This is a genomic window from Microbacterium sp. RU1D, assembly GCF_900156435.1.
In the GTDB taxonomy this organism is placed as follows: domain Bacteria; phylum Actinomycetota; class Actinomycetes; order Actinomycetales; family Microbacteriaceae; genus Microbacterium.
In genome coordinates this window covers 583,049-606,245 of sequence record NZ_FTPQ01000002.1, presented here as the reverse complement: position 1 = coordinate 606,245, position 23,197 = coordinate 583,049, and the positions used below count along the sequence as shown (strand labels likewise).

Genomic DNA, 23,197 nt, shown 5'->3' with positions numbered 1-23,197 from the left:
GGAGGAGCCGTCTCAGCCCTCGGTGCGCTCCAGCTGCACGACGATCGGCCGGTGATCGCTGCCCGAGCCGTCGAGCGAGCGCATGACGACGGAGCCCGACACAGTCCAGTCGGGTGTGGCCATGACGTGGTCGATGGGAGCGCCCAGCAGTGCCGGGGCATCGGTGGGCCAGGTGCCCACCCCGCCGTTGCCGCTCTCGGACGCCGCGTCGTGGCAGCGGCCGAGCGTGCCGCCGTCGACGCCCATGCCGGTCATGTGGTCGAGGGTGGCGTTGAAATCGCCCGCAAGGATGACGTTGTCGCTCGCGCACTGATCGGCCAGCCACTGCAGGTCGCTGCGCCACTGCGGCATGTATTCCTGGCGAGGGGCGACCGCGTGAGCGGCGACGATGATCGGACCGTCGCCCGAGACGGGCATGGCCACGGCGCTCGGCACCGTGGAGGTGTTGCTCGAGCCGTCGAGGGACGACTGGATCACGGAGTAGTCGCCCAGCTCGGGGCGGATCAGAACGGTCGTCGAGGTGGCATCCCAGCCCGTGATGCCGTATTCGCCGTACTCCGCGTGATGCGCCCACATGGGCTGCCCCATGTCGCGCATGAGAGTGGCGACTTCGGCTCCGGTGTCGATGGTCGTCTCGGGCAGGGTGACGACGTCGGCCTGCATACTCACGGCGAACAGCGCGATGGACTCCGCGGAGGTCGCCGAGCCGGCCGTGTTCCAGGTCATCACGCGCAGACTCGTGTCGGTCTTCGCCGGCAACCCTTCGGTGCCGAGCCCCCGATGCGACAGCACGGCGACGTTGACGCCGCCCGCGATACCGAGGATCAGCGCGAGCACGAGGGCGAGCGCGCGGATCGGCCGGATGAGGGCGAACAGCAGCATGAGCAGCGTCGCGGCCACGAGCACCGCCGCCAGCGCGGCACGGAACGAGATGATCTGCGCGAAGGGGAACGTCCGCTCCAGACCGAAGGCCGACGGCCAGGTGAGCACCGCAGCGCTCGCCGCGAAGACGAGCGCGACGAGGAATCCGAGCAGCCGACGCACCCACCCGACCCTAGGCGAGCCGTCTGTGAGATCAACGGATGTCGGCAGGGTGATGGCCGAGCGTGGCGGCGCTCGCGGGGTCGTGTGTCGAAACGGCCGATGTCGGCGACCGCGCGGTGGCGCTCGGGACGGCCTGCGGTCCGTACCGAGGGGGTGGATGCCGCGCCGGGCGCGAGACGGAGCGCTACGCTCGACGGGTGCCACGCGATCGTCGATTCCACGGACCGGCCGATCTGCACCTGCACTCCTCGCACTCCGACGGCACCGAGCCGCCTGCCGAGGTCATGGCCGCCGCGCACCGGCACGGGGTGCGCACCGCCGCACTCACCGACCACGACACGACGTCGGGGTGGGCCGAGGCCGCCGAGGCCGCCACCTCACTCGGGATGACATTCGTCCCGGGCATGGAGCTGTCGGCCCGCCACCGGTGGCGAAGCGTCCACCTGCTGGCCTACCTCGTCGATCCCGACGACGCGGCGCTTCGCGCGATGACCGATCGCATCCGTTCGTCCCGGCTCGACCGCGCGCAGATCATGGCGGAGCGCATCTCCCACGACTACGACATCGCGTGGAACGACATCGTCGCCCAGACGAGCGACGGAGCCACCGTCGGACGCCCCCACATCGCCGACGCCCTCGTCGCCCGCGGCATCGTGGCCGACCGGACGGAGGCCTTCGCCGGCATCCTGCATCCCTCAGGTGACTACTACGTGGCCCTCTATGCGCCCGACCCCGTGACCGCCGTGGAACTGGTGGTGGGAGCCGGCGGCGTGCCGATCGTCGCGCACCCCGCGGGGCGTGCCCTGCTGCCCGACGGCGTGCTGCGCGCGATGCTGGATGCCGGTCTCGCCGGGTTCGAGCTCGCCCACCGCGAGAACCTGCCCGAGCCGACGGCCGTGCTCGCCGCCCTGGCCGCCGAGCGCGACCTCCTCGTGACCGGGTCGAGCGACTACCACGGCCTGGGCAAACCGAACGTGCCGGGGGAGAACACCACCGCCGACGACATGGTCGCCCGCCTGTTCGCGCGCGGCCGCGGCACGGCGCCGATCTTCCCGTAGCCGGCCTCACGGGCGCGGCGAACGACGAACGGCGCCGCACCCGGTCGGGGTGCGGCGCCGTCGAGACGTCCGCGCGTCAGGCCACGGGTGCGGTCGGGGCGCCGGAGCTGCCCCCACCGCTGCGGCGACGACGACGGCGGCGCGGGGCCGCGTTGCCGTCGTGGTGCTCCTTGCCGGCTCCGTCGTGCGTGCCGGCGCCGCCCTCGGCGCGCGGGGCGGCCTCGCCGCCCGTGTCGCCGGTCGACGACCCGCCGCGACGACGGCGACGACGCGGGGCGCGGTCGCCCTCGGCATCCGGGGCCTCGTTCTTCTTCTCGACCTGCTTGGGCGCGACGGCCTTCGGCGCCGTGACGAGACGCCCCTTGGTGCCCTCGGGGATGTCGAGGTCGGTGTAGAGGTGCGGGCTCGACGAGTAGGTCTCGGTGGGCTCGGGCTGACCGAACTCGAGGGCGCGGTTGATGAGGGCCCACTTGTGCACGTCGTCCCAGTCGACGAACGTCACGGCGATGCCGGTGCGACCCGCGCGGCCGGTGCGACCCGCGCGGTGCAGGTACGTCTTCTCGTCGTCCGGGATCGTGTGGTTGATCACGTGGGTGACGTCGTTGACGTCGATGCCGCGGGCGGCGACGTCGGTCGCGATCAGCACGTCCTTCTTGCCGGCCTTGAAGGCGGCCATCGAGCGCTCGCGCGCCTCCTGGCTCATGTCGCCGTGGACGGCGGCGGCGTTGAAGCCGCGGTCGCCGAGCTCGTCGACGAGCTTCTGGGCGGCGCGCTTGGTGCGCGTGAAGATGACGGCCTTCTCGCGTCCCTCGGACTGCAGGATGCGGGCGATGACCTCGTCCTTGTCGAGCGAGTGCGCGCGGTAGACGAGGTGCTTGATGTTCGCCTGCGTGAGCCCCTCGTCGGGGTCGTTGGCGCGCATGTGGATCGGGTTCGACATGAAGCGGCGCGCGAGGGCGACGATGGGTCCGGGCATGGTCGCCGAGAACAGCTGGGTGTGACGCACAGCGGGGACCTTGGAGAAGATCTTCTCGATGTCGGCGAGGAAGCCGAGGTCGAGCATCTTGTCGGCCTCGTCGAGCACGACCTCGGTCGCGTGCGACAGGTCGAGCAGGCGCTGATTGGCCAGGTCGATGAGGCGGCCGGGGGTCCCGACGACGATCTGCGCGCCGGCCCTGAGCTGGTCGATCTGCCCCTCGTAGGCCTTGCCGCCGTAGATGGCGACGACGCTCGTGGAGCGGTTGCTCGTGAGCATGTCCATGTCTTCGTAGACCTGCACCGCGAGCTCGCGCGTAGGGACCACGATGAGCGCCTTCACGCCGGGCTCGGGATCGAGACCGAGGCGCTGGACCACGGGGATGCCGAAGCCGAAGGTCTTTCCGGTACCGGTCTTGGCCTGGCCGATGATGTCCTGTCCGGGAAGGCCCAGGGGGATGGTCTGCTCCTGGATCGGGAAGGCATCGACGATGCCCTTCGCTGCCAGGGCATCGACGATGTCCTGATCGATGCCGAGCTCGGCGAATGTCGTCATGTGCGTGCCTGTTCCGGCGGCGAGAGACCGCCTGGGGGAGTCGTATCCACGCCTCACTCGTCCACAGGCGCGGGGTCCCGATCCATCGCCGGGACCCGACCACTCTACCCGGCGTGTCTCCGCGGGCCCCGACGCCTAGGCTGTCGTACGTGTTCGCGTGGTTACGTCGTCGTCAGCGCCCGGTGGGTCGCACGCTGCAGTTGCGTTCGCGCGGAGACCTCGGCGAGGCCATGCGCGTCGACTTCGCGGAACTCGCGCCCGAGGTCGAGACTTTCCTCGGTCAGGCGGCCTACCTCCAGCTGGGATTCTTCGAGACGCTGAGCGAGCTCATCGCCCTCACCCCCGAGCTGGCGGAGAAGGAGTCCCTGTCGCGAGCGGCGGGCGCGGCGCTCATCAAGCACCAGGAGCTCGTCGCCCTCATCCGCGAGCGCGGCGCCGACCCGACGCAGCTGATGCTGCCCTTCCGCGAGTCGCTCGACGCGTTCCGCCGCAACACCCACGGCGTGCGCCCGCAGGAGACCATGCTCACCGTGCACATCACGGCCGGTCTCCTCGACGACTTCTATCTCGCTCTGTCGTCGAGCTACGGCGAGACGGGGCGCCGCGTCGCCCGCATCTTGCAGGCCGACGACGACCGCCAGGCCATCGTCGACATCCTGGGCGCCACGATCCAGAGTGACGAGGAGTGGCGCTGGCTGCTCGCCCTGTGGGGGCGGCGCCTGGTCGGCGACACGCTCCTCGTCGCGCGCGCGGCGCTGCGGCACGGGCAGCTCGACCGCGCCGAGGAGGCCAAGGTCGAGCCCGTCTTCAGCGAGCTGATGGGTGCCCACGCCCGTCGGATGGATGCCATGGGGCTCGCGGCCTGAGCGCACGGCATCCTGGGTGCGGGCCAGCGGGTTCAGCGCGGGGCATCCGCGGTGCGGGCTCGTGGCCTGAGTCCACGGCATCCGGGGTGCGGGCTCGCGGCGTGAGAGCGGGGTGATCCGGGGTCGCGCCGGCTCGCACGGCTCCTCGGATGCCGGAGGCTCCGTGTCGACGGCTGCGTGCGCCGCGAGGCCGCTCATCCTGGGTGCGGGATCAGACGGGCAGGCGCGCGCGGTCCGCGGCGTCGCGCGCGCTGCGCGAACGGGTGGTGAGCGACACGAGCGAGAGCGTCGTCGCAGCCGACGCCACCACGGCGAGAACCCAAGGGAGCGGCGAGTCGCCGAGTCCCATCCAGGTCAGCGCGGTCCACACGATGCCCGCCGACGCAGCGCCCGTGAGCGGAGCCAGCGCCGCACCGCGAAGGTGACGACCGGGGAGCGCGACGTGCGCGATCAGGCCGATCACCGCGCCGATCAGGAGACCGAGCAGGATCTGCACGGCGGGTGGGTCAGGCGACGAACCCGACGCGACGCGACTCTTCGGTACCGAGTTCGACGAAGGCGAGGTTGGCGGTCGGGACGAGGTAGGAGTTGCCCTTCACATCGGTGAACGTGACGTGGCTGGCGGAGCTGTCGAGGGCCGAGGCGACGGTCGACTTGACGGCGTCGGAGCTCTCGTTGGTCTCGAAGTTCAGCTCGCGGCCGGTGTTGGTGATGCCGATGCGGATCTCCACGATGCGTCCTTTCCCCGCGGGCCGCGGTCGGCCCGGCGCGTGATTCGACTCTAGGGCAGGGTTCCGACACGACAGCCCGTCGCGCGGGTCGCTTCGCGGATGGCGAACGCCGGTCCTCCTCGTGCGTCCGCGCAGCGTCGCGCGCGGCGCGCATCGACGGCGCACGCCCGTCGTGCCCGACCGATGTCGGAGGTCGCGATTAGCGTGGTGCACATGCAGATGACGGATGCCGCCGCCCTCGGCGTCGCGCGGGAGCACGACGCTCTCGACGCCGACCAGCGCGCCGTCGTCGCCTGGCCCGCAGCGGCGAGCGGTGTGGTGGTCGGCGCACCGGGCTCGGGCAAGTCGACCACCCTGCTCTCGCGCGTGCGCGAGCTGGTGGCATCCGGCATCGATCCCGACGACCTGCTCGTGCTCACCCCCACGCGACCCGCGGCGACGGCGCTGCGCGATCCTCTCGCGCTCGCGGTCGACCGCGCCACCTCGGGCGCTCTGGCGCGCTCCGTCGCGTCGTTCGCGTTCCACCTCGTGCGCGGTGCAGAGGTGCGCCGGGGCGGCGAACCGCCGCAGCTGCTCACCGGCGGCGACGAGGATCAGATCATCCGCGACCTCCTCGAGGGCGACGCGCTCGACGAGCTCGACGGCGTCTCGCGGTGGCCCGAGTGGCTCGGACCGACGATCCGCGCCACGCGCGGTTTCCGCGGCGACCTGCGCGCCTTCCTCGCCGAGTGCACGGAGCTGGGCCTCACCCCGAGCGACCTGATCCTGCTCGCCGAGCGACACGAGCTGCCGGTGTGGGCGTCGCTGGCGTCGTTCGCCGAAGAGTACCGAGCGGTGCGGGCGGCCATGCGCGGCGCGCACCGCGACGCGGCCGACCTGGCGCGGGAGGCCGTGGCCGTCCTCGAAGCCGCGCGCTCCGACCGCGAGCTTCTCGGGCGATTCTCGTCGCTGCGCTGCATCCTGGTCGACGACGCCCAGGAGCTCACCGCCGGCGGGATCGATCTGCTGCGGTCCTGTCGCGCGCTCGGCATCGGCGTCGTCGCCTTCGGCGATCCCGACGTCGGTTCCGGCGCCTTCCGCGGCGCGACGCCGGAGAACTTCGCGCGGCTCGCCCGCGAGCTCGGTGCGACCGCGGCGCTCGGGACGCCGCACCGCGGCACGCCCGAGCAGGTCGATCTGGTGCGGCAGGTGGCATCCCGGATCGGGGCGGCCGGCGTCGTCGCGCACCGACGCGCGCCAGACGGGGCGCCCGCGCAGGGGTCGGTGCGCACGTACCTGTTGCGCTCGCCCGCCGAAGAGGCCGACGCGATCGCCCGCATCCTGCGCGAGCGGCACGTCCTCGACGGAGTGCCGTGGAGCTCGTGCGCGGTCATCGCCCACGACTCCCGGCAGGTGGCGACCCTCGAAGCCGAGCTCGCCGCCCGCGAGGTGCCCGCCCGCGCCAGCGGACCCGGTCTGGCGCTCGGGGTGCAACGGCCGGTGCGCGACCTGGTGCGCGTGGTGGAGTTGGGCATGAAGGATCCCGACGAGTGGGTGGCCGACGAGGTGGTCGACGCCCTCCTGGGTACCTTCGGCGGTCTCGACGCCATCGAGCTGCGGCGTCTGCGCACGGCGCTGCGCCACGACGAGGTCGCCGCCGGGGGGACGCGCGCCGCGACCGAGCTGCTGGTGTCGGGCGTGCGCTTCCCCCTCGAGCTCGCCGTGATCGACTCCCGCGAGGCGCGTCGGGCGGTGCGCCTGGGGGAGACGCTGGCCGCCCTGCGGGGCCAGGCCCTCCAGCAGGCCACCGCGCACGAGCTCCTCTGGACGGCGTGGGAGCGCAGCGCGCTCTCCCGCACCTGGCGCGAGGCCGCGCGCGGGCAGGGGCCGATCGCCGAGCAGGCCGATCGCGACCTCGACGCGATCGTGGCCCTCTTTCAGGCCGCCAAACGCTTCACCGAGCGCGAACCCGACGGCGAGGCCTCGGGATTCCTGCGGTCGGTTCTCGACAGCGACGTCGCCGAAGACCGCATCGAGCAGCCGGCCGTCGTCGACACCGTGCGCGTGCTCACCCCGGCCGCGGCCGCCGGGACGGCCTTCGACACCGTCGTCATCGCCGGGGTGCAAGACGGCGTGTGGCCGAACACGCGGCTGCGGGGCGGGCTCCTCGAGACGTGGCGGTTGGCCGACGCGGTGCAGACCCCCGACCTCCCCGCCGCCGGCATGCTCGATCGGCGCCGCGCCGCGATGCACGACGAGCTGCGGCTGTTCGTGCGGGCCATCAGCCGTGCCGACGGCCTCCTCGTGGTGACGGCCGTCGACGACGACGACACGGGACCGAGCGTCCTGTTCGAGATGCTCCCCACCCCCGAACCGGCCGCGGCCATCCCCGAGCACCCCCTCTCGCTCCGTGGGCTCGTCGCACGTCACCGCCGGTCGCTGACGGCGCCGCGCGTCCCCGCGGGCGAGCGGGCGCACGCGGCCGGCCAGCTCGCGATCCTCGCGGGCGCGGGCGTCGCCGGTGCCGCCGTCGAGCAGTGGTACGGCGTGGCACCGCCCAGTTCCACGGCGCCGTTGCGCGACCTGGAGCGCGAAGACGTGCGCGTGTCGCCGTCGCGACTGCACGCGCTCGAGGAGTGCCAGCTCGACTGGGTCATCGCCGATCTCGGCGGCGATCGTGGCGGCACGACGGCGGGTATCGGAACGATCATCCATGCGGCGCTCGAGACCGCGGCATCCTCGTCCGAAGACGACCTGTGGGCCGTGGTCGACGAGCGGTGGGGCGAGCTCGTCTTCGACGCGGTGTGGCGGGAGCGCGCGGAGCGCACACGGGCCCGCGATCTCGTGCGGCGACTCGCCGCGTACCTGCGTCGCTTCGACGACGCGGGCGGTCGACTCATCGGCGCGGAGCGGCATTTCGAGGTGCCCATTCCCATCCCGGATGCCGGTGAGCACGGCGCCGTGCTCAGCGGCGACATCGACCGGGTGGAGCTCACACCGTCCGGAGAGGTCGTCATCGTCGACCTGAAGACGGGCAAGAGCGAACCGCAGACCGACGCCAAGGTCGCCGACAACCCGCAGCTGGCGGCGTACCAGCTGGCGTTCTCGTCGGGCGCGATCGAACAGGTGGCGGGAATGGACTCCGGCGGGGCGAAGCTGCTCGTGCTGCGGCCCACGGCCGCGACGAAGGACTACGCGGAGCCGACGCAGAAACCCTTCGACGACGAGCAGCGCACCGCCTTCGTGGCGCGCGTGCAGGGCGCGGTCGAGATCATGCGCGGCACGTCGTTCGCCGCTCCCTACGAGGTGCATTGCCGCGACGAGTTCTCGTACGGCCTGTGCCGCATCCACACGGTGTCGGCGGTGAGCGCGTCATGAGCGAGCTGCTGTCCGCGGCCACCATCGCCGCGGCCCTCGGCCAGTTCCCGCCCACCGTCGAGCAGACGGCGGTGATCGAGGCTCCGCTCGAGCCTGCGCTGGTTGTCGCCGGCGCCGGCAGCGGCAAGACCGAGACCATGGCCGGGCGCGTCGTGTGGTTGGTCGCCAACGCCCTCGTCCGCCGCGACGAAGTGCTGGGCCTCACCTTCACGCGCAAGGCCGCGGGTGAACTGGCCGAGCGCATCCAGCGCCGTCTGCAGCGCCTGTCGGAGTTCGAGGTGCGGGGGTTGCTTCCCTTCCTCCCGCGTCTGCACGCGGACGGGCGGCTCGCGGTGTTCGCGGAGCTCGCCGCGCTCGAGGGGGCGCGGGGCGACGCGGCCCGTCGCGAGGCCCTCGACGCGCTCGCGGTCGAGACCGGTGCCGACGTGCCCGATTCGCACGACGGCGATCAGCTGCTGCATCGGCCGACCGTGTCGACCTACAACAGCTTCGCGGACTCGATCGTGCGCGAGCACGGCCTGCGCATCGGACGGGACGCCGAGGCCGCGGTGCTGTCGGAGTCGGCGGCGTGGCTGCTCATGCGGCGCGTGGTGTTCGCCTCGGACGATCCGCGCCTCGAAGAGCGCCAGGAGTCGCCCCGCACCCTCATCGACGCGGCGCTGCGCATCGCCCGTGACGGCGTCGACAACCTCGTCGACCTGGACGAGCTTTCCGCGTTCCCGGAGCAGTTCGCACGGATCGTCGAGCGGCCGTCGACCTCCGCGCGGGTGAGCGTCTACAAAGAGGTGGGGGATGCCGCGGCGAAGGTCTCGGCGCTGTCGCTGCTGGCGACGCTCGCGGCGGCCTACGACCGTGAGAAGGCCCGGCTCGGGGTGATGGACTTCGCCGACCAGGTGGCCGGTGCCCTGCGGATCGCGCGCGAGCACCCCGCCGTCGTGGCCGAGCTGCGCGCCCGCTACCGCGTCGTGCTGCTCGACGAGTACCAGGACACCTCCGTCGTGCAGACCGACCTGCTGGCGACGCTGTTCGGCGGCACGGCCGTCATGGCCGTGGGCGACCCGCATCAGGCGATCTACGCGTGGCGCGGTGCGAGTGCGGGAAACCTGGGCGGCTTCCCCGAGGCGTTCGCCCCCGGGGCGGAGTGCCGGCGTTTCGCTCTGCTGACGAGCTGGCGGAACAGCGCCCGCGTGCTCACCGCGGCCAACGCGGTGCTCGCGCCCCTGGCGCCCCGCGCCGCGGTGGCCGTCGAGGAGCTTCGATCGCGGCCCGGCGCCCCGGAGGGGCTCGTCGAGACGGTCTTCGAGAACGACCTCGACGCCGAGGCCGACCGCGTGGCGGCGTGGTTCGTGGGCGTGCGCGCCGCACGCGCCGCCGAGGGCCGCCCCACCACCGGGGCGGTGCTGTTCCGCAGCAAGAAGCACATGGTGCGCTTCGGCGACGCCCTCGGGCGACGCGGCATCCCGCACCGCATCCTCGGGCTCGGCGGGCTCCTCACCACGCCCGAAGTGGTCGACGTGGTCTCGGTGCTCCGGGTGATCAGCGACCCCGAGGCGGGTTCGGCGTTGATCCGCGTGCTCTCCGGCCCCCGGTGGGCGGTGGGGCTCGCCGACCTGCGCGCGCTGGCGCAGCTGGCCAAGCGCCTCGCGACGCACGACGTGGCGCTGCAGCCGCTGGCACCCGAGGTCGTCGACCGGCTGAGGTCCACACCGGGGGCCGACCGCGCCTCCCTCGTCGACGCGCTCGACTTCGTCGCCCGGCAGAGCGACGGTCACGGCTGGCTGGCCGACATCACCCCCGGCGGGCGCGCACGCCTGCGCGAGGCGGGGGCGGTGTTCGCGGGGTTGCGCCGCAGCGTCGGCGCACCGGTGCCCGAGCTCATCCGGCTCATCGAGGCCGAGCTGCGGCTCGACATCGAGCTCGCCGCGAACGAGGCACGCGGTCCCGCCCGCATCGCCTCGGCGCAGCTGCGCGCATTCGTCGACGAGATCCGCGGGTTCCTCGCCGCCGATGAATCCGGCTCCGTATCCAGCCTGCTGGCGTGGCTCGACCATGCCGAACAGGCTGACGAGTTCGCCCCTCGCACCGAACCGCCCGAAGACGACGTCGTGCAATTGCTCACCATCCACGGCTCGAAGGGCTTGGAGTGGGATGCCGTGGCAGTGGTGCGGCTCGTGACGGACGAGCTGCCGTCGCTCCCGCGCGACACCAAGGGGTGGCTGGGGTTCGGCATCCTCCCGTCCGAGTTCCGTGGCGATGCGGCCTGGCTGCCGGTGTTCGGGTGGCGGGGTGCCGAGACGCAACAGGATCTGAAAGCGGCGATCGACGCTTTCGTCGCCGACAACCGTGCCCGGCAGGTCGATGAGGACCGGCGCCTGGCGTACGTGGCGTTCACACGGGCGCGGGACCACCTGCTGCTGTCGGGATCGAGCTGGTCGGGGACCAAGCGCCCGCGACGCCCCAGCGTGTTCCTCGACGAAGCCATGGAAGCGCTCGGGATCGATCTCGTCGTCGACGGGCCCGGCGACGACCCCTACGACGGCGAACGGCGACTGCTGCACTGGCCGCTCGATCCGCTGGGTTCACGTCGAACCGCGGTCGCCGCCGCCGTGACGCAGGCTCAGGCGGCGCGGGCACAGCAACCGCCGGCGACGGCCGACCCCGACCTCGAGCTGCTCCTCGCGGAGCGGGCCGACAGGCTGCGCCCGGTCCACGCGCCCGCGCCGACACGCATTCCGGCGTCAAAGTTCAAGGACTTCGTCGCCGATTACGGCGGCGCAGTCGAGGATCTCCGGCGCCCCATGCCCGAGCGCCCCTATCGACAGACGCGCCTCGGCACGCTGTTCCACGCCTGGGTCGAGCAGCGCTCGGGGCTCGTCGGCGCAGGAATCGGGCTCGATGACGAGGCGCTGTGGGACGACGACGAGGGCGGCGCATCGGCCGCCGACGCGGCCGAACTGCAACGCCTCCGCGAGTGCTTCGAACGATCGGAGTGGGCGTCGCTGCGCCCCCTCGAGGTCGAGACCGAGATCGACTACGTCACGCGCAGGCTCGATGGTCGCGATCATGTCGTCATCTGCAAATTGGATGCCGTGTACCGACGCGGCGACCGATACGAGATCGTCGACTGGAAGACGGGTCGCCCGCCCGCGAGCGAGGCCGAGCGCCGCTCCCGCATGGTGCAGCTGGAGCTGTACCGGGAGGCCTACCACGCCAAGCACGGCATCGACCTCGATCGCATCGACGTGGTGCTGTTCTACGTCGGCGACGAGCTGGTGCTGCGCGGCTGACGAGCGTTGCCGCGGGGCCGACGTGCGGGTGCCGCAGCGCGGGAACAGGCGCCCGACCCGTTCTGCCCGGGCGCGTGCGACGGAGCTCAGACGGTGTCGTCCGACACGCCCCAGCGCCGGAGAGCCGCACGGCTCGCGCGCGCGGCGTCTTCCTCGTCGTCGACCGCCGTTGAGGTCGACTCCTCGGAGGTGCGGGGCTGGCGGAGCGGGGTCTCCCCGTCGGTGTCGGGAGTCGCGGAGGCCCCGGCGACGTCCGACGTCCGAGACGCCACCCCCGACATCGATTCGCGCGCGCCGTCGTCCCACCCGTCGAGGTCGAGCGGCGCGGTCTCCTCCGGATCGACGTCGTCGCGCGTCGGCAGCTGGTCGACGTGGATCGCGCCGGTGTCGGCATCCGGATCCGCCGTGTCGAGGGCCTCGGCGAGCGCTTCGGCCGCGGCCACGCGGTCGCGCTCGGCGGAGAGGTAGAGCGAGAGGGCCTCGGGGTCGTAGGCGTCGGTTTGCATGGACGTATCAACGACGGCGGGGGCGGCGACGGGCGGGACGGACTCGACGAGGGCCAGAGCGTCATCGATGTCGCTGCGCGAGTCGGGCACGATGTGGTCACCGCGCACACCGTCGGCGAGGGCGTCGAGCAGGGCGACGGCGTCGGCGACGACGTCGCTCTCGCCGGCGTCGTGGCCGTGGACGAGCCAGCGGGCGAACTCCAGCTCCGCGTAGAGGCGGGCGCGCTCGCGCAGGAGCGGGTCGGGGGAGCGTTCGCCGGCGGCGGCGTATCCGGCGTGCACGTCGTCGGCGGCCAGGGGGGACGATGCCAGCCAGCGCAGGTCGACGGCGGGATCGCCGACGCTGAGCCCCGCCCAATCCAGGATGCCGACCACGTGGGGCGCGTCGTCCTCGTCGTCGACGAGCACCACGGAGGAGCTGGTGGCCCCACCGAGGATGACGGCGGATTCGAAGCGCCAGAGGTCGTCGACCTCGAGCGCCCGGCGCCAGCGCATCATGAGGTCGTCTCCGACCCGCCCGGTGGCGTCCGCACGGTCGAGCAGGCGCTCGACGTCGTCGCGGACCCGCTCGGGGGAGCGGACGGGGAGGCCGTCGGTGCGCACGATCGACACGGGGAGCGCGTGCACGGCCGCCAACGCCCCTCCGATCGCGGGAGCGTAACCCGGGCCTTTGGGCAGGTGCGCCGGGTCGATCCGGTAGCCGTCGATGTGGTCGACGACGAGGACGCGCTGCATACCGGACCCGGCCTCGCCGAGCACCTCGGGTACGGAGAACGGCAGGAGCGCCCGCACACCCGCGGTGAGGGCGTGCAGCGCACGCGACTCCGCGGCGAGATCGGCGGCCGCTTCGTCGTTCGCCGGCATACGCACGACGACCTCGCGACCGTCGTCGGTTCGCGCCAGGGCGGAATCGAAGCGCCCGCCGCTGTTCTCCGTCAGCGCGCTGACGCTGGTGATGGCGGTGCGCGGGAGGGCCGCCGTCGCCGACGCGGCTAAAATGAGGGGCGAGCGTGCCATGCCCCCCAGGGTAGGTCGGGCTTTCACCCGTCCGCCCGCGCCACGCCCTTCTGCGGCGAGGTCGGGCCGTCGATCCGCCCGTCCGCCGCCACCCATCAGAGAGGTGTCCGATGCCGCTTCCCGCGCCTGCCCCTGCCGAGGTCCCGCCCCCGCTGCGCGTCGACCGCTCCGGAGCGGAGCGCGACGACGACGGGCTGCTCGATCGTGCATGCGCCGACGCGACGACCCGGGTCCTGCCGGTGCGGCGCGACGCCGCACCGGTCCGTGCCGGGCGTCTCGCGCTCGTGGAGGTGGGTGGGCTGGCGGCCGCTTCCGTGCCCGTGCACGAGTGGGCTTTCCTCGGACGCGGCGCCGATGGGGCTGCCGTCCTGCTCGCCGTGCTCGCCGACGACGCGCCCGAGGACCTCGTTCCGGATGCCGAGTGGGCGGCGCTGCGCGCGGCCGGTGGCGACCTGCCGGCGTCGGAGGCGGAGGTCTTCACGAACGCCGTCGCCCTGGCGGGGTGGTTGCGCGATGCGCCCTTCTGCCCCGCGTGCGGGTCGCGTACCGAGACCCGGCACGCCGGATGGTCGCGCCACTGCCCGGCGTGCGGGCGCGAGCACTTCCCGCGCACCGATCCGGCCGTGATCGTGCTCGTGCAGTCGGCGGAGTCGGAGGACTGGATCCTGCTCGGCGCGAACGCCGCGTGGGGCGGCGACCGGTACTCGTGCTTCGCGGGGTTCGCCGAAGCGGGGGAGTCGCTGGAGGACGCCGTGCGTCGCGAGGTCGGAGAGGAGTCCGGCGTGCGGCTCGACGACATCGAGTACCGCGGCTCCCAGGCGTGGCCATACCCCCGCTCGCTCATGCTCGGCTTCCGCGCGCGCGTCGTCGCGGATGCGGAGGCGCGCGCCGACGGAGAGGAGATCGTCGAGGTCCGCTGGTTCGACCGCGAGGAGATCGGCACGGCCCTGCGCGGTGAGGGACCGGTCCAGCTCCCCGGGCCGGCATCCATCGCCCGGAGACTGATCGACGACTGGTTCCGGGGCCTCGCGTGACCGGGCCCCTCGACGGTCTCGACGAGCACCAGCTGGAAGCGGCGCGGGCCCTGCGGGGGCCGGTGTGCGTGCTGGCGGGGGCCGGAACGGGCAAGACGCGCGTGATCACGCGCCGCATCGCGCACGGCGTCGACACGGGCGCGTACTCGCCGCAGAGGGTGATGGCGGTGACCTTCACCGCGAAGGCGGCGGGTGAGATGCGTGGACGCTTGCGCGCTCTCGGGGTGTCGGGGGTTTCGGCGCGCACGTTCCACGCGGCCGCGCTCGCGCAGGTCAACTTCTTCTGGCCGACGCTCGCGGGCGACCAGGCGCCGTCCATCATCGACAACAAGGTGCGCATGCTCGCGCACGCCGCCGATGGAGTGGGATTGGCCCCCGACACCGCGACCCTCCGGGATGTGGCGGCGGCGATCGAGTGGCGCAAGGTCACCCTCCGTTCGATCGACCAGTACGCGGCCGACCGGCCCGACGGCGTCGGGCGACTCGGCGTCGATCAGGTGGTCGCTTTGCAGCGGGCGTACGAGAAGCTCAAGGACGAGCGCCGGCAGATGGACTTCGAAGACGTCCTGCTGACGTGCGCGGGCATGATCGAGGCCGAGCCGCGGGTGGCGGCGGCGGTGCGGGAGCAGTACCGCCACTTCACGGTCGACGAGTACCAGGACGTCTCGCCCCTGCAGAATCGCGTGCTCGAGCTGTGGCTCGGCGATCGGCGCGATCTGTGCGTCGTCGGCGATGCAAGCCAGACGGTGTACTCGTTCACGGGTGCCGACGCGCGATATCTGCTCGACTTCGAGCGCACGCACGAGGACGCCCGGGTCGTGCGCCTCGAGCGCAACTACCGCTCCGCCGCGCCCGTGCTCGCCGTCGCCAACGACCTCATGCGCGGTCGTGCGGGGGCGCTCGAACTGGTCGCCGCGCGCGCCGACGACGCCCCCGTCCCGACGGTGCGCGCCTTCGACGACGACGAGGCCGAGGCCGCCGCCGTCGCGCGTTCGATCGCGGAGGCACTCGGCCGCGGCGTCGACCCGCACGACGTCGCCGTCCTGTACCGCTCGCACGCGCAGTCCGCGGCGGTGCTGACGGCTCTCGCGGCCGTGGGGATCGCGGCGTCCGTTCTGGGCGGCCGCAAGTTCTTCGACCTGCCCGAGGTGCGGCAGGCTCTGATGGCGCTGCGGGCGGCGTCGGTGGCGCCGATGCAGACCGGGTTCCTCGGGACGGTGCGCGACGTGCTGCGCAGCGTCGGGCTCACCGACGACCCGCCGGAGGCGGGCGGTGCGCTGCGCGAAGCGTGGGAGGCGCGCGCGGCGTTGCTGCGCCTCGCCGAGGAGGCGCCCGAGGGCACGGATCTGCGCGGCTTCACCGACGACCTGCAGGCGCGTGCGCGCGATCAGCACGAGCCGACGACGCGCACGGTCACGCTCGCGACGTTGCACGCCGCCAAGGGTCTGGAATGGGATCACGTGTACCTCATCGGGGTCAGCGAGGGGCTGCTGCCCATCTCGTACGCGAAGACGTTCGAAGCGGTCGACGAGGAGCGTCGTCTCGCCTACGTCGGGGTCACGCGTGCAGCGCGGACCCTGTCGGTGAGCTGGGCTCGCGGTCACGGGCGGATGGAGCGGACGCCGTCGCGCTTCCTTCGGGAGATCGGCAGTGGCAGTCTGCGCTCGGTCGATGCAGCTCCCAGACCCGCGGGAACGAATCGACGCCGAGCCGCACCGACCTCGTCGTCTGCCCGCTCGGAGCGCTGAGCAGGAAGCGCGCGGCTCGTCCGGCCTCGGCGGCGAGGGCGACGTCGACGTCGGGCCGGGCGCGCCCGACCAACTGCGCGGCCACGACGGGCCACTGCGGATCGTCGCGGCGGCGCTCGGCGTCGAGGCAGGCCAGGCACGGCGTGCGTCCGGGGCGCACCACCGGGCCGATGCGTGCCCGTCCGCCGTCGAGCACGAGCGGGAGGTGGGTGACGTCGTCGCGCATGTACGTCGCCGCCCGGCGCGGTTCGACACGGTAGGCGCCGAGGATGACGACCGCACAACCCGGGGGCGCGCCGACGTCGGAGGACGCGACCCAGGGGAGCACGCGGGTGCGCGCGGGGAGGGCGGCCAGGACCGCGCGGACGACACGTGGTGGGAGGTCGTCCGCGGTCTGCACCGCGATCGGGGGATGCCGTTTCCGTGGGCGGAGCGCGGGAGCGACGGCGGAGAGGAGCTCATCCACGGCGCCGTCGGGTGCCCCGTGCACGCGGGCGAGATTGCGGACGGCCGCTCGCGTCGTGCCCTCGGCGAGAGCGGCGACGACGACATCGACCCACTCGGCGGCGAAGGGGGCGAGAGCGAGCGCCGGAGCGCCGAACTGCACGCGTCCGTCGTCGCGCCAGAGAGGGACGGCGGAGGGGGAGAGGCGGATCATCGCCCGATCATCGCGCAGCGCGCGTCCCCGGATGCCGTTGTCCACATGCGCCGGATCACGCAACGCGGTTGGGGAGGAGGCGCCCCGCCGTCAAGCCCAGCGCCATCGGGCCCGGCACTGTCGGGGCCCCGCAGTCGGGCCCGGCACCGTCGGGCGCCCCGCAGTCGGGCCCGGCACCGTCGGGCGCCCCGCAGTCCGGCCCGGCACCGTCGGGCGCCTCGCAGTCCGGCCCGGCACCGTCGGGGGCCCCGTGGTCGGACCCGACGCCCGCGGCGGCCCGGCCTCCCGATACTCCACGACCCGGCGGCGGAGACAGCCGTGGCGAGGAGCATCGGCCCCTCGCCACGACTTCCGGCGTCACACCGGTCGCTGGTCTTCCGGTGCGGCGTCGTCGTCGGGGTCCTCCCACGGCGCCGCGTCATCGGCGTCCGTCGTGCTGCGCCCGTCTTCGTGATCGGAGGCGTCGGCGCCGGCGGCATCCGGTCGTCCGCCGTCGGCCTCCTCGGCGAGCAGCTGCGCGAGCGCGTCGTCCATGGCGTCGGCCGGCGCGGCCTCGCCTCGCGAGGCGGCGGTGACGCGTGCGATGAGGGCGGCCGGGTCGTCGATGTCGTCCGACGAGGGCATGAGGTCGGGGTAGTCCCACAGGGCGTCGCGTCCTTCGACGCCGACCGCCGCGGTCACCGCGCGCCACATGGCGGCGGCTTCGCGCATGCGACGGGGGCGCAGCTCGAGCCCCACGAGCGAGCCGAGGGCCTGCTCGGCGGGACCGCCCACCGCGCGGCGGCGCCGCACGGCCTCGGCGATGCGGGCGGCCGAGGGCAGACGCGAGGTGGCGTCCTCGGTCACGACGTCGACCCAGCCCTCGATGGTCGCGAGCAGGCTCTCGAGCCGCGTGAGCGCCGCCGTCTGCTCCTCGGAGCGCTCGGGCAGCAGGGCACCGCTCTCGAGAGCGCCGCGCAGCTCGTCGGGCTGCGACGGGTCGAAGCGCGAGGCGAGCTCCTCGAGCGCGTCGGTGTCGACGCGGATGCCGTGCGCGAAGTCGCGCACCTGCGAGATGACGTGCAGGCGCAGCCACCGCGCGTGCCGGAACAGGCGCGCGTGGGCGAGTTCGCGCGTGGCGAGGTACAGCGCGAGCTGGTCGTCGGGGATCTCGAGGTCTCGACCGAAGTCCGCGAAGTTCTGCGGCAGGATCGCCGCGTCGCCGTCGGGCATGAGCGGGATGCCGACGTCGCCGCCGCCCACGACCTCGGTCGACAGGCGTCCGACGACGTGGCCCAGCTGCGTGGCGAACAGCGATCCGCCGACGGTGCGCATGAGCCGGCCGGCCCCGGCGATCATGTCCTGCATGTCTTCCGGCGCCTGCTGCCCGAGGGCGGCGGTGAGCGCGTCGGCGATGCTGGTGGCCACGGGCTCGGCGAGCTCCTGCCACACCGGCAGGGTCGCGCTGACCCACGCGCCGCGCGTGACCGCCCGCGGGGGGCGCGGCAGGTCGCTGATCGTGGTCGCCTCGCCCAGCCAGAGGCCGGCGAGGGTGAACGCCTGATCGAGGTCGGTGCGCTGACCGGTGGTCACCCCGAGCCCGTCCTGGTTGGCGATGTGCAGGGCCTGCCGCTCGGCGAGGCTCCAGTCGACGCCCTCCTGGGTGCCGTTGAAAGCGCCCTGCAGCTGGTTCATCACCTGCTGCAGCATCGCGGGGTCGATCTGCATGCCCGACAGGCGCGAGAGCTGCTCGGGATCGATGCCGCTGGTGTCGCCCGACATGAGGCGGCGCATGAGCTCCTGGAACTCCTCCTCGGGGCTCCGGTCGCCTCCACGATCGTCGTCTGCCACTTCAGCCGCCTTTCAGCCAGGTCTGGGGGAACGAGATCTACGCTAGTCGCACGTTTCCCCGTAACCGTCGGCCCGGCCCCTCGCCGCTTACGCCGCGCGCGAACGACCCCGACGAAGGACTCCCCACTGTGACGCTGTTCGACGAGAACGTCTCCCTCGTGCCCGCGCCCCGGCAGCGCTGGCGCCGCGGCACCGTCATCGGGGCATGGGCGCTCGCCGTGGCCTTCGTCATCCTGCTCGTGATGACCCTGCTGCCCTCGGCGTACGTCATCCAGCAGCCCGGTCCGGTGTTCAACACACTCGGTTCCACCACGACCGCCGACGGCGAAGAGGTCCCGCTCATCACGGTGCCCGACGAGAAGGACAGCACGACCACAGGTCAGCTCGACCTGCTCACGGTCCAGGTCAGCGGCAACCGCGAGCGCACGCCGTCGTGGTTCGAGCTGGCGCTGGCGTGGTTCGACCGCTCCCGCGCCGTCGTGCCGATCGACCGCATCTTCCCGGCGGGACAGACCACCGAGCAGCGCAACACCGAGAACGCCGCCCTCATGAGCGACTCGCAGCTCGAAGCCAGTGCCGCCGCTCTTCGCGAGCTGGGCTACGACGTCCCCGGCGAGATCGCCGTCGGCACGGTCGACGACGCCGGCGCCGCCGCGGGCGCGCTGCAGGCGGGTGACGTCGTCACCTCGGTCGACGGTGTCGCCGCCGCGAACGTCGACGCGGTCCGCGGCGCGGTGCAGGCCGCCGCGGGCGCACCGGTCACCGTCGGCTACACGCGCGGCGACAGCCCGGCCACGGTGACGGTGACGCCGAAACGGACCGAGGTCGACGGTCAGGAGCAGTGGCTGCTGGGCATCGGCCTGCAGGAGTCGTTCGATCTGCCGGTCGACGTCAAGATCCAGCTCAACGACGTCGGCGGACCGAGCGCGGGCATGATGTTCGCACTCGGCATCATCGACAAGATGAGCGACGGCGACCTCACCGGCGGTCAGCACATCGCCGGCACCGGCACGATCGACGCGGACGGCGACGTGGGCCCCATCGGCGGTATCCGTCAGAAGCTCTACGGCGCACGGGATGCCGGGGCGACGGTGTTCCTCGCCCCCGAATCGAACTGCAACGAGGTCGTCGGCCACGTCCCCGACGGCGTCCGGGTGTTCTCGACGTCGACGCTCGCGCAGTCGATGACGGTGCTGCAGACGATCCGCGAGGGCGGCGATCTCGACGCACTGCCCACGTGTGGTTCGGGAACGTAGCATTCACGGCGAACCCCCGGAAGGCCGCACCTAGGATGAAGGGGTGACCACGACCTCAGCGCCGAACCAGGCCACGCCCCCGAACCGCTCTCGACGGATCATCTCGATCACCCTGGCGGTGATCGCAGCGCTCGTCGTCGCGTTCTTCGTCTTCGCGAACCTGTACTCCGATTGGCTGTGGTTCTCGCAGCTCGGGTTCACGGGCGTGCTGACCACCCAGTGGATCGCGCGGACGGTGATGTTCGTCGTCGGCTTCCTCGCGATGGCGATCCCGGTGTGGGGCGTCATCCAGTTGGCATACCGGCTCCGCCCCGTGTACGCGCGACTGAGCTCGCAGCTCGACCGCTACCAGGAGGTCGTCGAGCCGCTGCGCCGTCTGGCGATGTGGGGCATCCCGATCTTCTTCGGCTTCTTCGCCGGTTTCGCCGCCTCCGCGCAGTGGGAGACCACGTGGCTGTGGGCCAACGGCGTCGCCACCTCGACGACCGACCCCCAGTTCGGCCTCGACACCGGTTTCTACCTGTTCGGGATGCCGTTCTACGCCGCCGTGCTGGGCTTCGCGTCCGCCGTCGTGCTGGTGTGCCTGCTGCTCACCGGTGTCGTGTCGTACCTGTACGGCTCGGTGCGCATCGGACAGCGCGAACTGCGCATCTCCAAGGCCGCCCGCATCCAGCTCGCGGTGCTCGCGGGTCTGTACCTGCTCTTGCAGGGCGCGAGCCTGTGGCTCGACCGCTTCCGCCAGCTCGTGGAGCCGTCGGAGCGCATCACCGGTCCCGGCTACGTCGGTGCGAACGCCGTCATCCCCGGCCAGACGATCCTCGCGATCGCGGCCATCATCGTGGCCCTCGCGTTCTTCGTCACGGCGTTCATCGGTCGTTGGCGCTACCCCCTCATCGGTACCGCTCTGCTGGTCGTGTCGGCCATCGTGGTGGGCGCGGCCATCCCGTGGGCGGTGACCACCTTCCAGGTGCGCCCCAACGAGCTCGCCCTCGAGAGCCAGTACTTCCAGCGCAACCTCGACGGCACGAAGGCCGCCTACGGTCTCGACAAGGTCGAGAAGGAGGACTTCAAGGCCTCCACCGAGGCCGAGGCCGGCCAGCTGCGCAACGACGCGGAGTCCACCGCTCAGCTGCGCATCATGGACCCCGCCATCATCGGCCCGACCGTCCGCCAGCTCGAGCAGTACCGCGCGTATTACCAGTTCCAGAACCCGCTCGACGTCGACCGGTACACGATCGACGGCAAGACGCAGGACACCGTCGTGTCGCTGCGCGAGCTGAACATCGGCCAGCTCGGCGACGCGAACTCGTGGCAGAACACGACCCTCGTCTACACGCACGGGTACGGCATGGTCGCGGCCGCCGGTAACGAGCGCACGGCCGACGGCGACCCGGTGTTCCTCGAGCAGGCCATCCCGGGCACCGGCTTCCTCACCGACCTGAACTACGAGCCGCGCGTGTACTTCGGCGAGCAGTCGCCGCCGTACTCTATCGTCGGCGGCCCCGAGGGCGGCGAGAACATCGAGCTCGACTACCCGCTCGGCGCCGACGGCGGCACCGAGACCCGCACGACGTTCTCCGGCGACGGCGGACCCAGCGTGGGCAACGTGTTCAACCGCCTCATCTACGCGCTGAAGTTCCAGTCGGAGCAGATCCTGTTCTCCGACTACGTCAACGCCGACTCGCAGATCCTGTACGACCGCAACCCGAAGGACCGCGTCCAGAAGGTCGCGCCGTACCTGACGCTCGACAGCGACCCGTACCCCACCGTGGTCGACGGGCGCATCAAGTGGGTCATCGACGGCTACACCACGAGCGCGAACTACCCGTACTCCTCGGGCGTCTCGCTCTCGCGGGCGATCGCCGACTCGAACAATCCGGCTCCGACCTATGCACTGGATGACATCAATTACATCCGCAACTCGGTCAAGGCCACGGTCGACGCGTACGACGGTTCCGTCGAGCTCTACGCGTGGGATGACGAAGACCCGCTGCTGAAGGCCTGGCAGAACATCTACCCCTCGTCGCTCAAGCCGTGGAGCGAGATGTCGGGCGACCTCATGAGCCACGTGCGCTACCCGACCGACCTCATGAAGGTCCAGCGTTCCATGCTCGGCGTCTACCACGTCGACGACGCCCGGTCGTTCTTCCAGCAGGACAACCGCTGGACGACCCCGAACGACCCGCAGGATCCGGCGACCTTCCAGCCGCCGTATTACCTGACGATGAAGATGCCGAGCCAGGACGCCCCGTCGTACTCGATGTTCACGAGCTTCATCCCGGCATCCCAGGGCGGACAGGCGCGCAACGTTCTCACCGGCTATCTCGCGGTCGACTCGAACGCCGGCGACGAGAAGGGCGTGAAACGCGAGGACTACGGCCGATTGCGCATGCTCGTGATCGATTCGGCGACCACGGTTCCCGGGCCCGGTCAGGTGCAGAACACCTTCGACTCCGATACGAACGTGTCGTCGCAGATCAACATCCTGCAGCAGGGTCAGTCGCAGGTGCTCAACGGCAACCTGCTGACGCTCCCGGTCGGCGGTGGTCTGCTCTACGTGCAGCCGGTGTTCGTGCAGTCCTCAGGTGACACCAAGCTGCCGCAGTTGCGACGCGTCCTGGTGGCGTTCGGCAACGAGATCGCCTTCGAGAACACGCTGAGCGAGGCGCTCGACACGCTGTTCGGCGGTGACTCGGGGGCGAGCACCGGTGACTCGACGGTGACGCCGACCGATCAGACCGGCGACGGCACGACGACGAATCCGACGGCCCCGGCCGGGGATTACGCCGCCGCGTTGCAAGAAGCCCGAGACGCGTTGAACGCGCGTCAGGCGGCGTTGACCAGCGGCGACCTCGCCGGTTTCGCGACGCAGGACGCCCGCCTCACCGCGGCCGTGCAGCGCCTGCTCGACCTCGAGAGCCAGGGCCAGGGCGGAACGGCGACGCTGTCGCCGACCCCCGCGCCCGAGGCCACGCCCGCGGGCTGATCCGCCTCACCGACGCCGGCGTCCCGCATCGCGCGGGGCGCCGGCGTCGTCGTCTCACCCCGGGCTTTCCCGAGGATCTCCCGTGCGGCGCCGCCACCCGGCCCTCGCGTGTTCGCGTCCCCGCCCAGCCGAGGCCTCACATCCTCGAGTGTCCAGGACACGCCGCCGCCCTGCGCGGAGGGCGGCGTGTCCTGGACAGTCAACGGTCTCGCGCAGCCTCGCACGGGCTCGTGCGCGGTTGGGACGGATGGCCGCGCCGGGCCCGCGCGAGTGTCCAAGACGTGCCGC

The 23,197-nt window shown here is 72.3% G+C and carries 14 protein-coding genes; 8 read left to right on the top strand and 6 right to left on the bottom strand.

Annotation, left to right across the window (positions count from 1 at the left end):
* Nucleotides 1-12 precede the first annotated feature (12 nt).
* Nucleotides 13-1,044: an endonuclease/exonuclease/phosphatase family protein gene (locus B0B15_RS11640; protein WP_076676225.1), complete on the bottom strand. Its 1,032-nt coding sequence runs from the start codon at nucleotides 1,042-1,044 to the stop codon at nucleotides 13-15.
* Between the two features lie 197 nt (nucleotides 1,045-1,241).
* Here B0B15_RS11640 and B0B15_RS11635 point away from each other — a divergent pair, with 197 nt between their 5' ends.
* The gene (locus B0B15_RS11635) at nucleotides 1,242-2,102 is read left to right on the top strand and encodes a PHP domain-containing protein (protein ID WP_076676223.1); all 861 of its coding nucleotides are present in this window, start codon (nucleotides 1,242-1,244) and stop codon (nucleotides 2,100-2,102) included.
* Between the two features lie 76 nt (nucleotides 2,103-2,178).
* Here the strand turns inward: B0B15_RS11635 and B0B15_RS11630 are convergent, their stop codons facing one another.
* Nucleotides 2,179-3,633 carry a DEAD/DEAH box helicase gene (locus tag B0B15_RS11630; protein ID WP_076676221.1) on the bottom strand — a complete coding sequence of 485 codons (1,455 nt, stop codon included), beginning with the start codon at nucleotides 3,631-3,633 and terminating at the stop codon, nucleotides 2,179-2,181.
* A gap of 149 nt (nucleotides 3,634-3,782) precedes the next feature.
* Here B0B15_RS11630 and B0B15_RS11625 point away from each other — a divergent pair, with 149 nt between their 5' ends.
* Complete coding sequence (locus B0B15_RS11625; RefSeq protein ID WP_076676219.1) at nucleotides 3,783-4,499, top strand: ferritin-like fold-containing protein; 717 nt, start codon at nucleotides 3,783-3,785, stop codon at nucleotides 4,497-4,499.
* Between the two features lie 211 nt (nucleotides 4,500-4,710).
* Here the strand turns inward: B0B15_RS11625 and B0B15_RS11620 are convergent, their stop codons facing one another.
* Both B0B15_RS11620 and B0B15_RS11615 read right to left on the bottom strand, forming a co-directional pair.
* A complete protein-coding gene (locus tag B0B15_RS11620; protein WP_076676217.1) occupies nucleotides 4,711-4,995 on the bottom strand; it encodes a hypothetical protein in 285 nt (94 codons plus the stop codon).
* Between the two features lie 10 nt (nucleotides 4,996-5,005).
* The gene (locus B0B15_RS11615; RefSeq protein WP_076676215.1) at nucleotides 5,006-5,230 is read right to left on the bottom strand and encodes a DUF3107 domain-containing protein; all 225 of its coding nucleotides are present in this window, start codon (nucleotides 5,228-5,230) and stop codon (nucleotides 5,006-5,008) included.
* Between the two features lie 213 nt (nucleotides 5,231-5,443).
* Here B0B15_RS11615 and B0B15_RS11610 point away from each other — a divergent pair, with 213 nt between their 5' ends.
* The gene (locus tag B0B15_RS11610; protein ID WP_256334285.1) at nucleotides 5,444-8,587 is read left to right on the top strand and encodes an ATP-dependent helicase; all 3,144 of its coding nucleotides are present in this window, start codon (nucleotides 5,444-5,446) and stop codon (nucleotides 8,585-8,587) included.
* Nucleotides 8,584-11,874 carry an ATP-dependent helicase gene (locus tag B0B15_RS11605; RefSeq protein ID WP_076676491.1) on the top strand — a complete coding sequence of 1,097 codons (3,291 nt, stop codon included), beginning with the start codon at nucleotides 8,584-8,586 and terminating at the stop codon, nucleotides 11,872-11,874. Before B0B15_RS11610 ends, B0B15_RS11605 begins: the two co-directional genes overlap by 4 nt.
* Before the next feature lie 86 nt (nucleotides 11,875-11,960).
* Here the strand turns inward: B0B15_RS11605 and B0B15_RS11600 are convergent, their stop codons facing one another.
* Nucleotides 11,961-13,397, bottom strand: coding sequence for a phosphotransferase (locus B0B15_RS11600; protein WP_076676214.1), 1,437 nt, complete (start codon nucleotides 13,395-13,397; stop codon nucleotides 11,961-11,963).
* Nucleotides 13,398-13,507: 110 nt separating this feature from the next.
* Here B0B15_RS11600 and nudC point away from each other — a divergent pair, with 110 nt between their 5' ends.
* Complete coding sequence (gene nudC, locus B0B15_RS11595) at nucleotides 13,508-14,431, top strand: NAD(+) diphosphatase (protein ID WP_076676212.1); 924 nt, start codon at nucleotides 13,508-13,510, stop codon at nucleotides 14,429-14,431.
* Nucleotides 14,428-16,179, top strand: a complete 1,752-nt coding sequence (locus B0B15_RS11590) for an ATP-dependent helicase (RefSeq protein WP_076676210.1) — start codon at nucleotides 14,428-14,430, stop codon at nucleotides 16,177-16,179. The genes nudC and B0B15_RS11590 overlap by 4 nt, the downstream gene beginning before the upstream one ends.
* Nucleotides 16,180-17,194: 1,015 nt before the next feature.
* Here the strand turns inward: B0B15_RS11590 and B0B15_RS11585 are convergent.
* The gene (locus tag B0B15_RS11585; RefSeq protein WP_091366485.1) at nucleotides 17,195-18,610 is read right to left on the bottom strand and encodes a zinc-dependent metalloprotease; all 1,416 of its coding nucleotides are present in this window, start codon (nucleotides 18,608-18,610) and stop codon (nucleotides 17,195-17,197) included.
* Between the two features lie 185 nt (nucleotides 18,611-18,795).
* Between B0B15_RS11585 and B0B15_RS11580 the strand changes: the two genes are divergently transcribed.
* Together B0B15_RS11580 and B0B15_RS11575 are read left to right on the top strand one after the other, a co-directional pair.
* Complete coding sequence (locus B0B15_RS11580; RefSeq protein WP_076676206.1) at nucleotides 18,796-19,923, top strand: YlbL family protein; 1,128 nt, start codon at nucleotides 18,796-18,798, stop codon at nucleotides 19,921-19,923.
* 43 nt (nucleotides 19,924-19,966) lie between these two features.
* On the top strand, nucleotides 19,967-22,909 hold the full coding sequence (locus tag B0B15_RS11575) for a UPF0182 family membrane protein (protein WP_076676204.1): 2,943 nt from the start codon (nucleotides 19,967-19,969) through the stop codon (nucleotides 22,907-22,909).
* Nucleotides 22,910-23,197 lie beyond the last annotated feature (288 nt).

What these genes read in the sequence shown, in the direction of transcription:
- B0B15_RS11630 (WP_076676221.1), bottom strand. Translation starts at nt 3,633, where the DNA reads ATGACGACATTCGCCGAGCTCGGCATCGATCAGGACATCGTCGATGCC.
- B0B15_RS11600 (WP_076676214.1), bottom strand. Translation starts at nt 13,397, where the DNA reads ATGGCACGCTCGCCCCTCATTTTAGCCGCGTCGGCGACGGCGGCCCTC.
- B0B15_RS11585 (WP_091366485.1), bottom strand. Translation starts at nt 18,610, where the DNA reads ATGCGCCGCCTCATGTCGGGCGACACCAGCGGCATCGATCCCGAGCAG.
- nudC (WP_076676212.1), top strand. Translation starts at nt 13,508, where the DNA reads ATGCCGCTTCCCGCGCCTGCCCCTGCCGAGGTCCCGCCCCCGCTGCGC.
- B0B15_RS11610 (WP_256334285.1), top strand. Translation starts at nt 5,444, where the DNA reads ATGCAGATGACGGATGCCGCCGCCCTCGGCGTCGCGCGGGAGCACGAC.
- B0B15_RS11605 (WP_076676491.1), top strand. Translation starts at nt 8,584, where the DNA reads ATGAGCGAGCTGCTGTCCGCGGCCACCATCGCCGCGGCCCTCGGCCAG.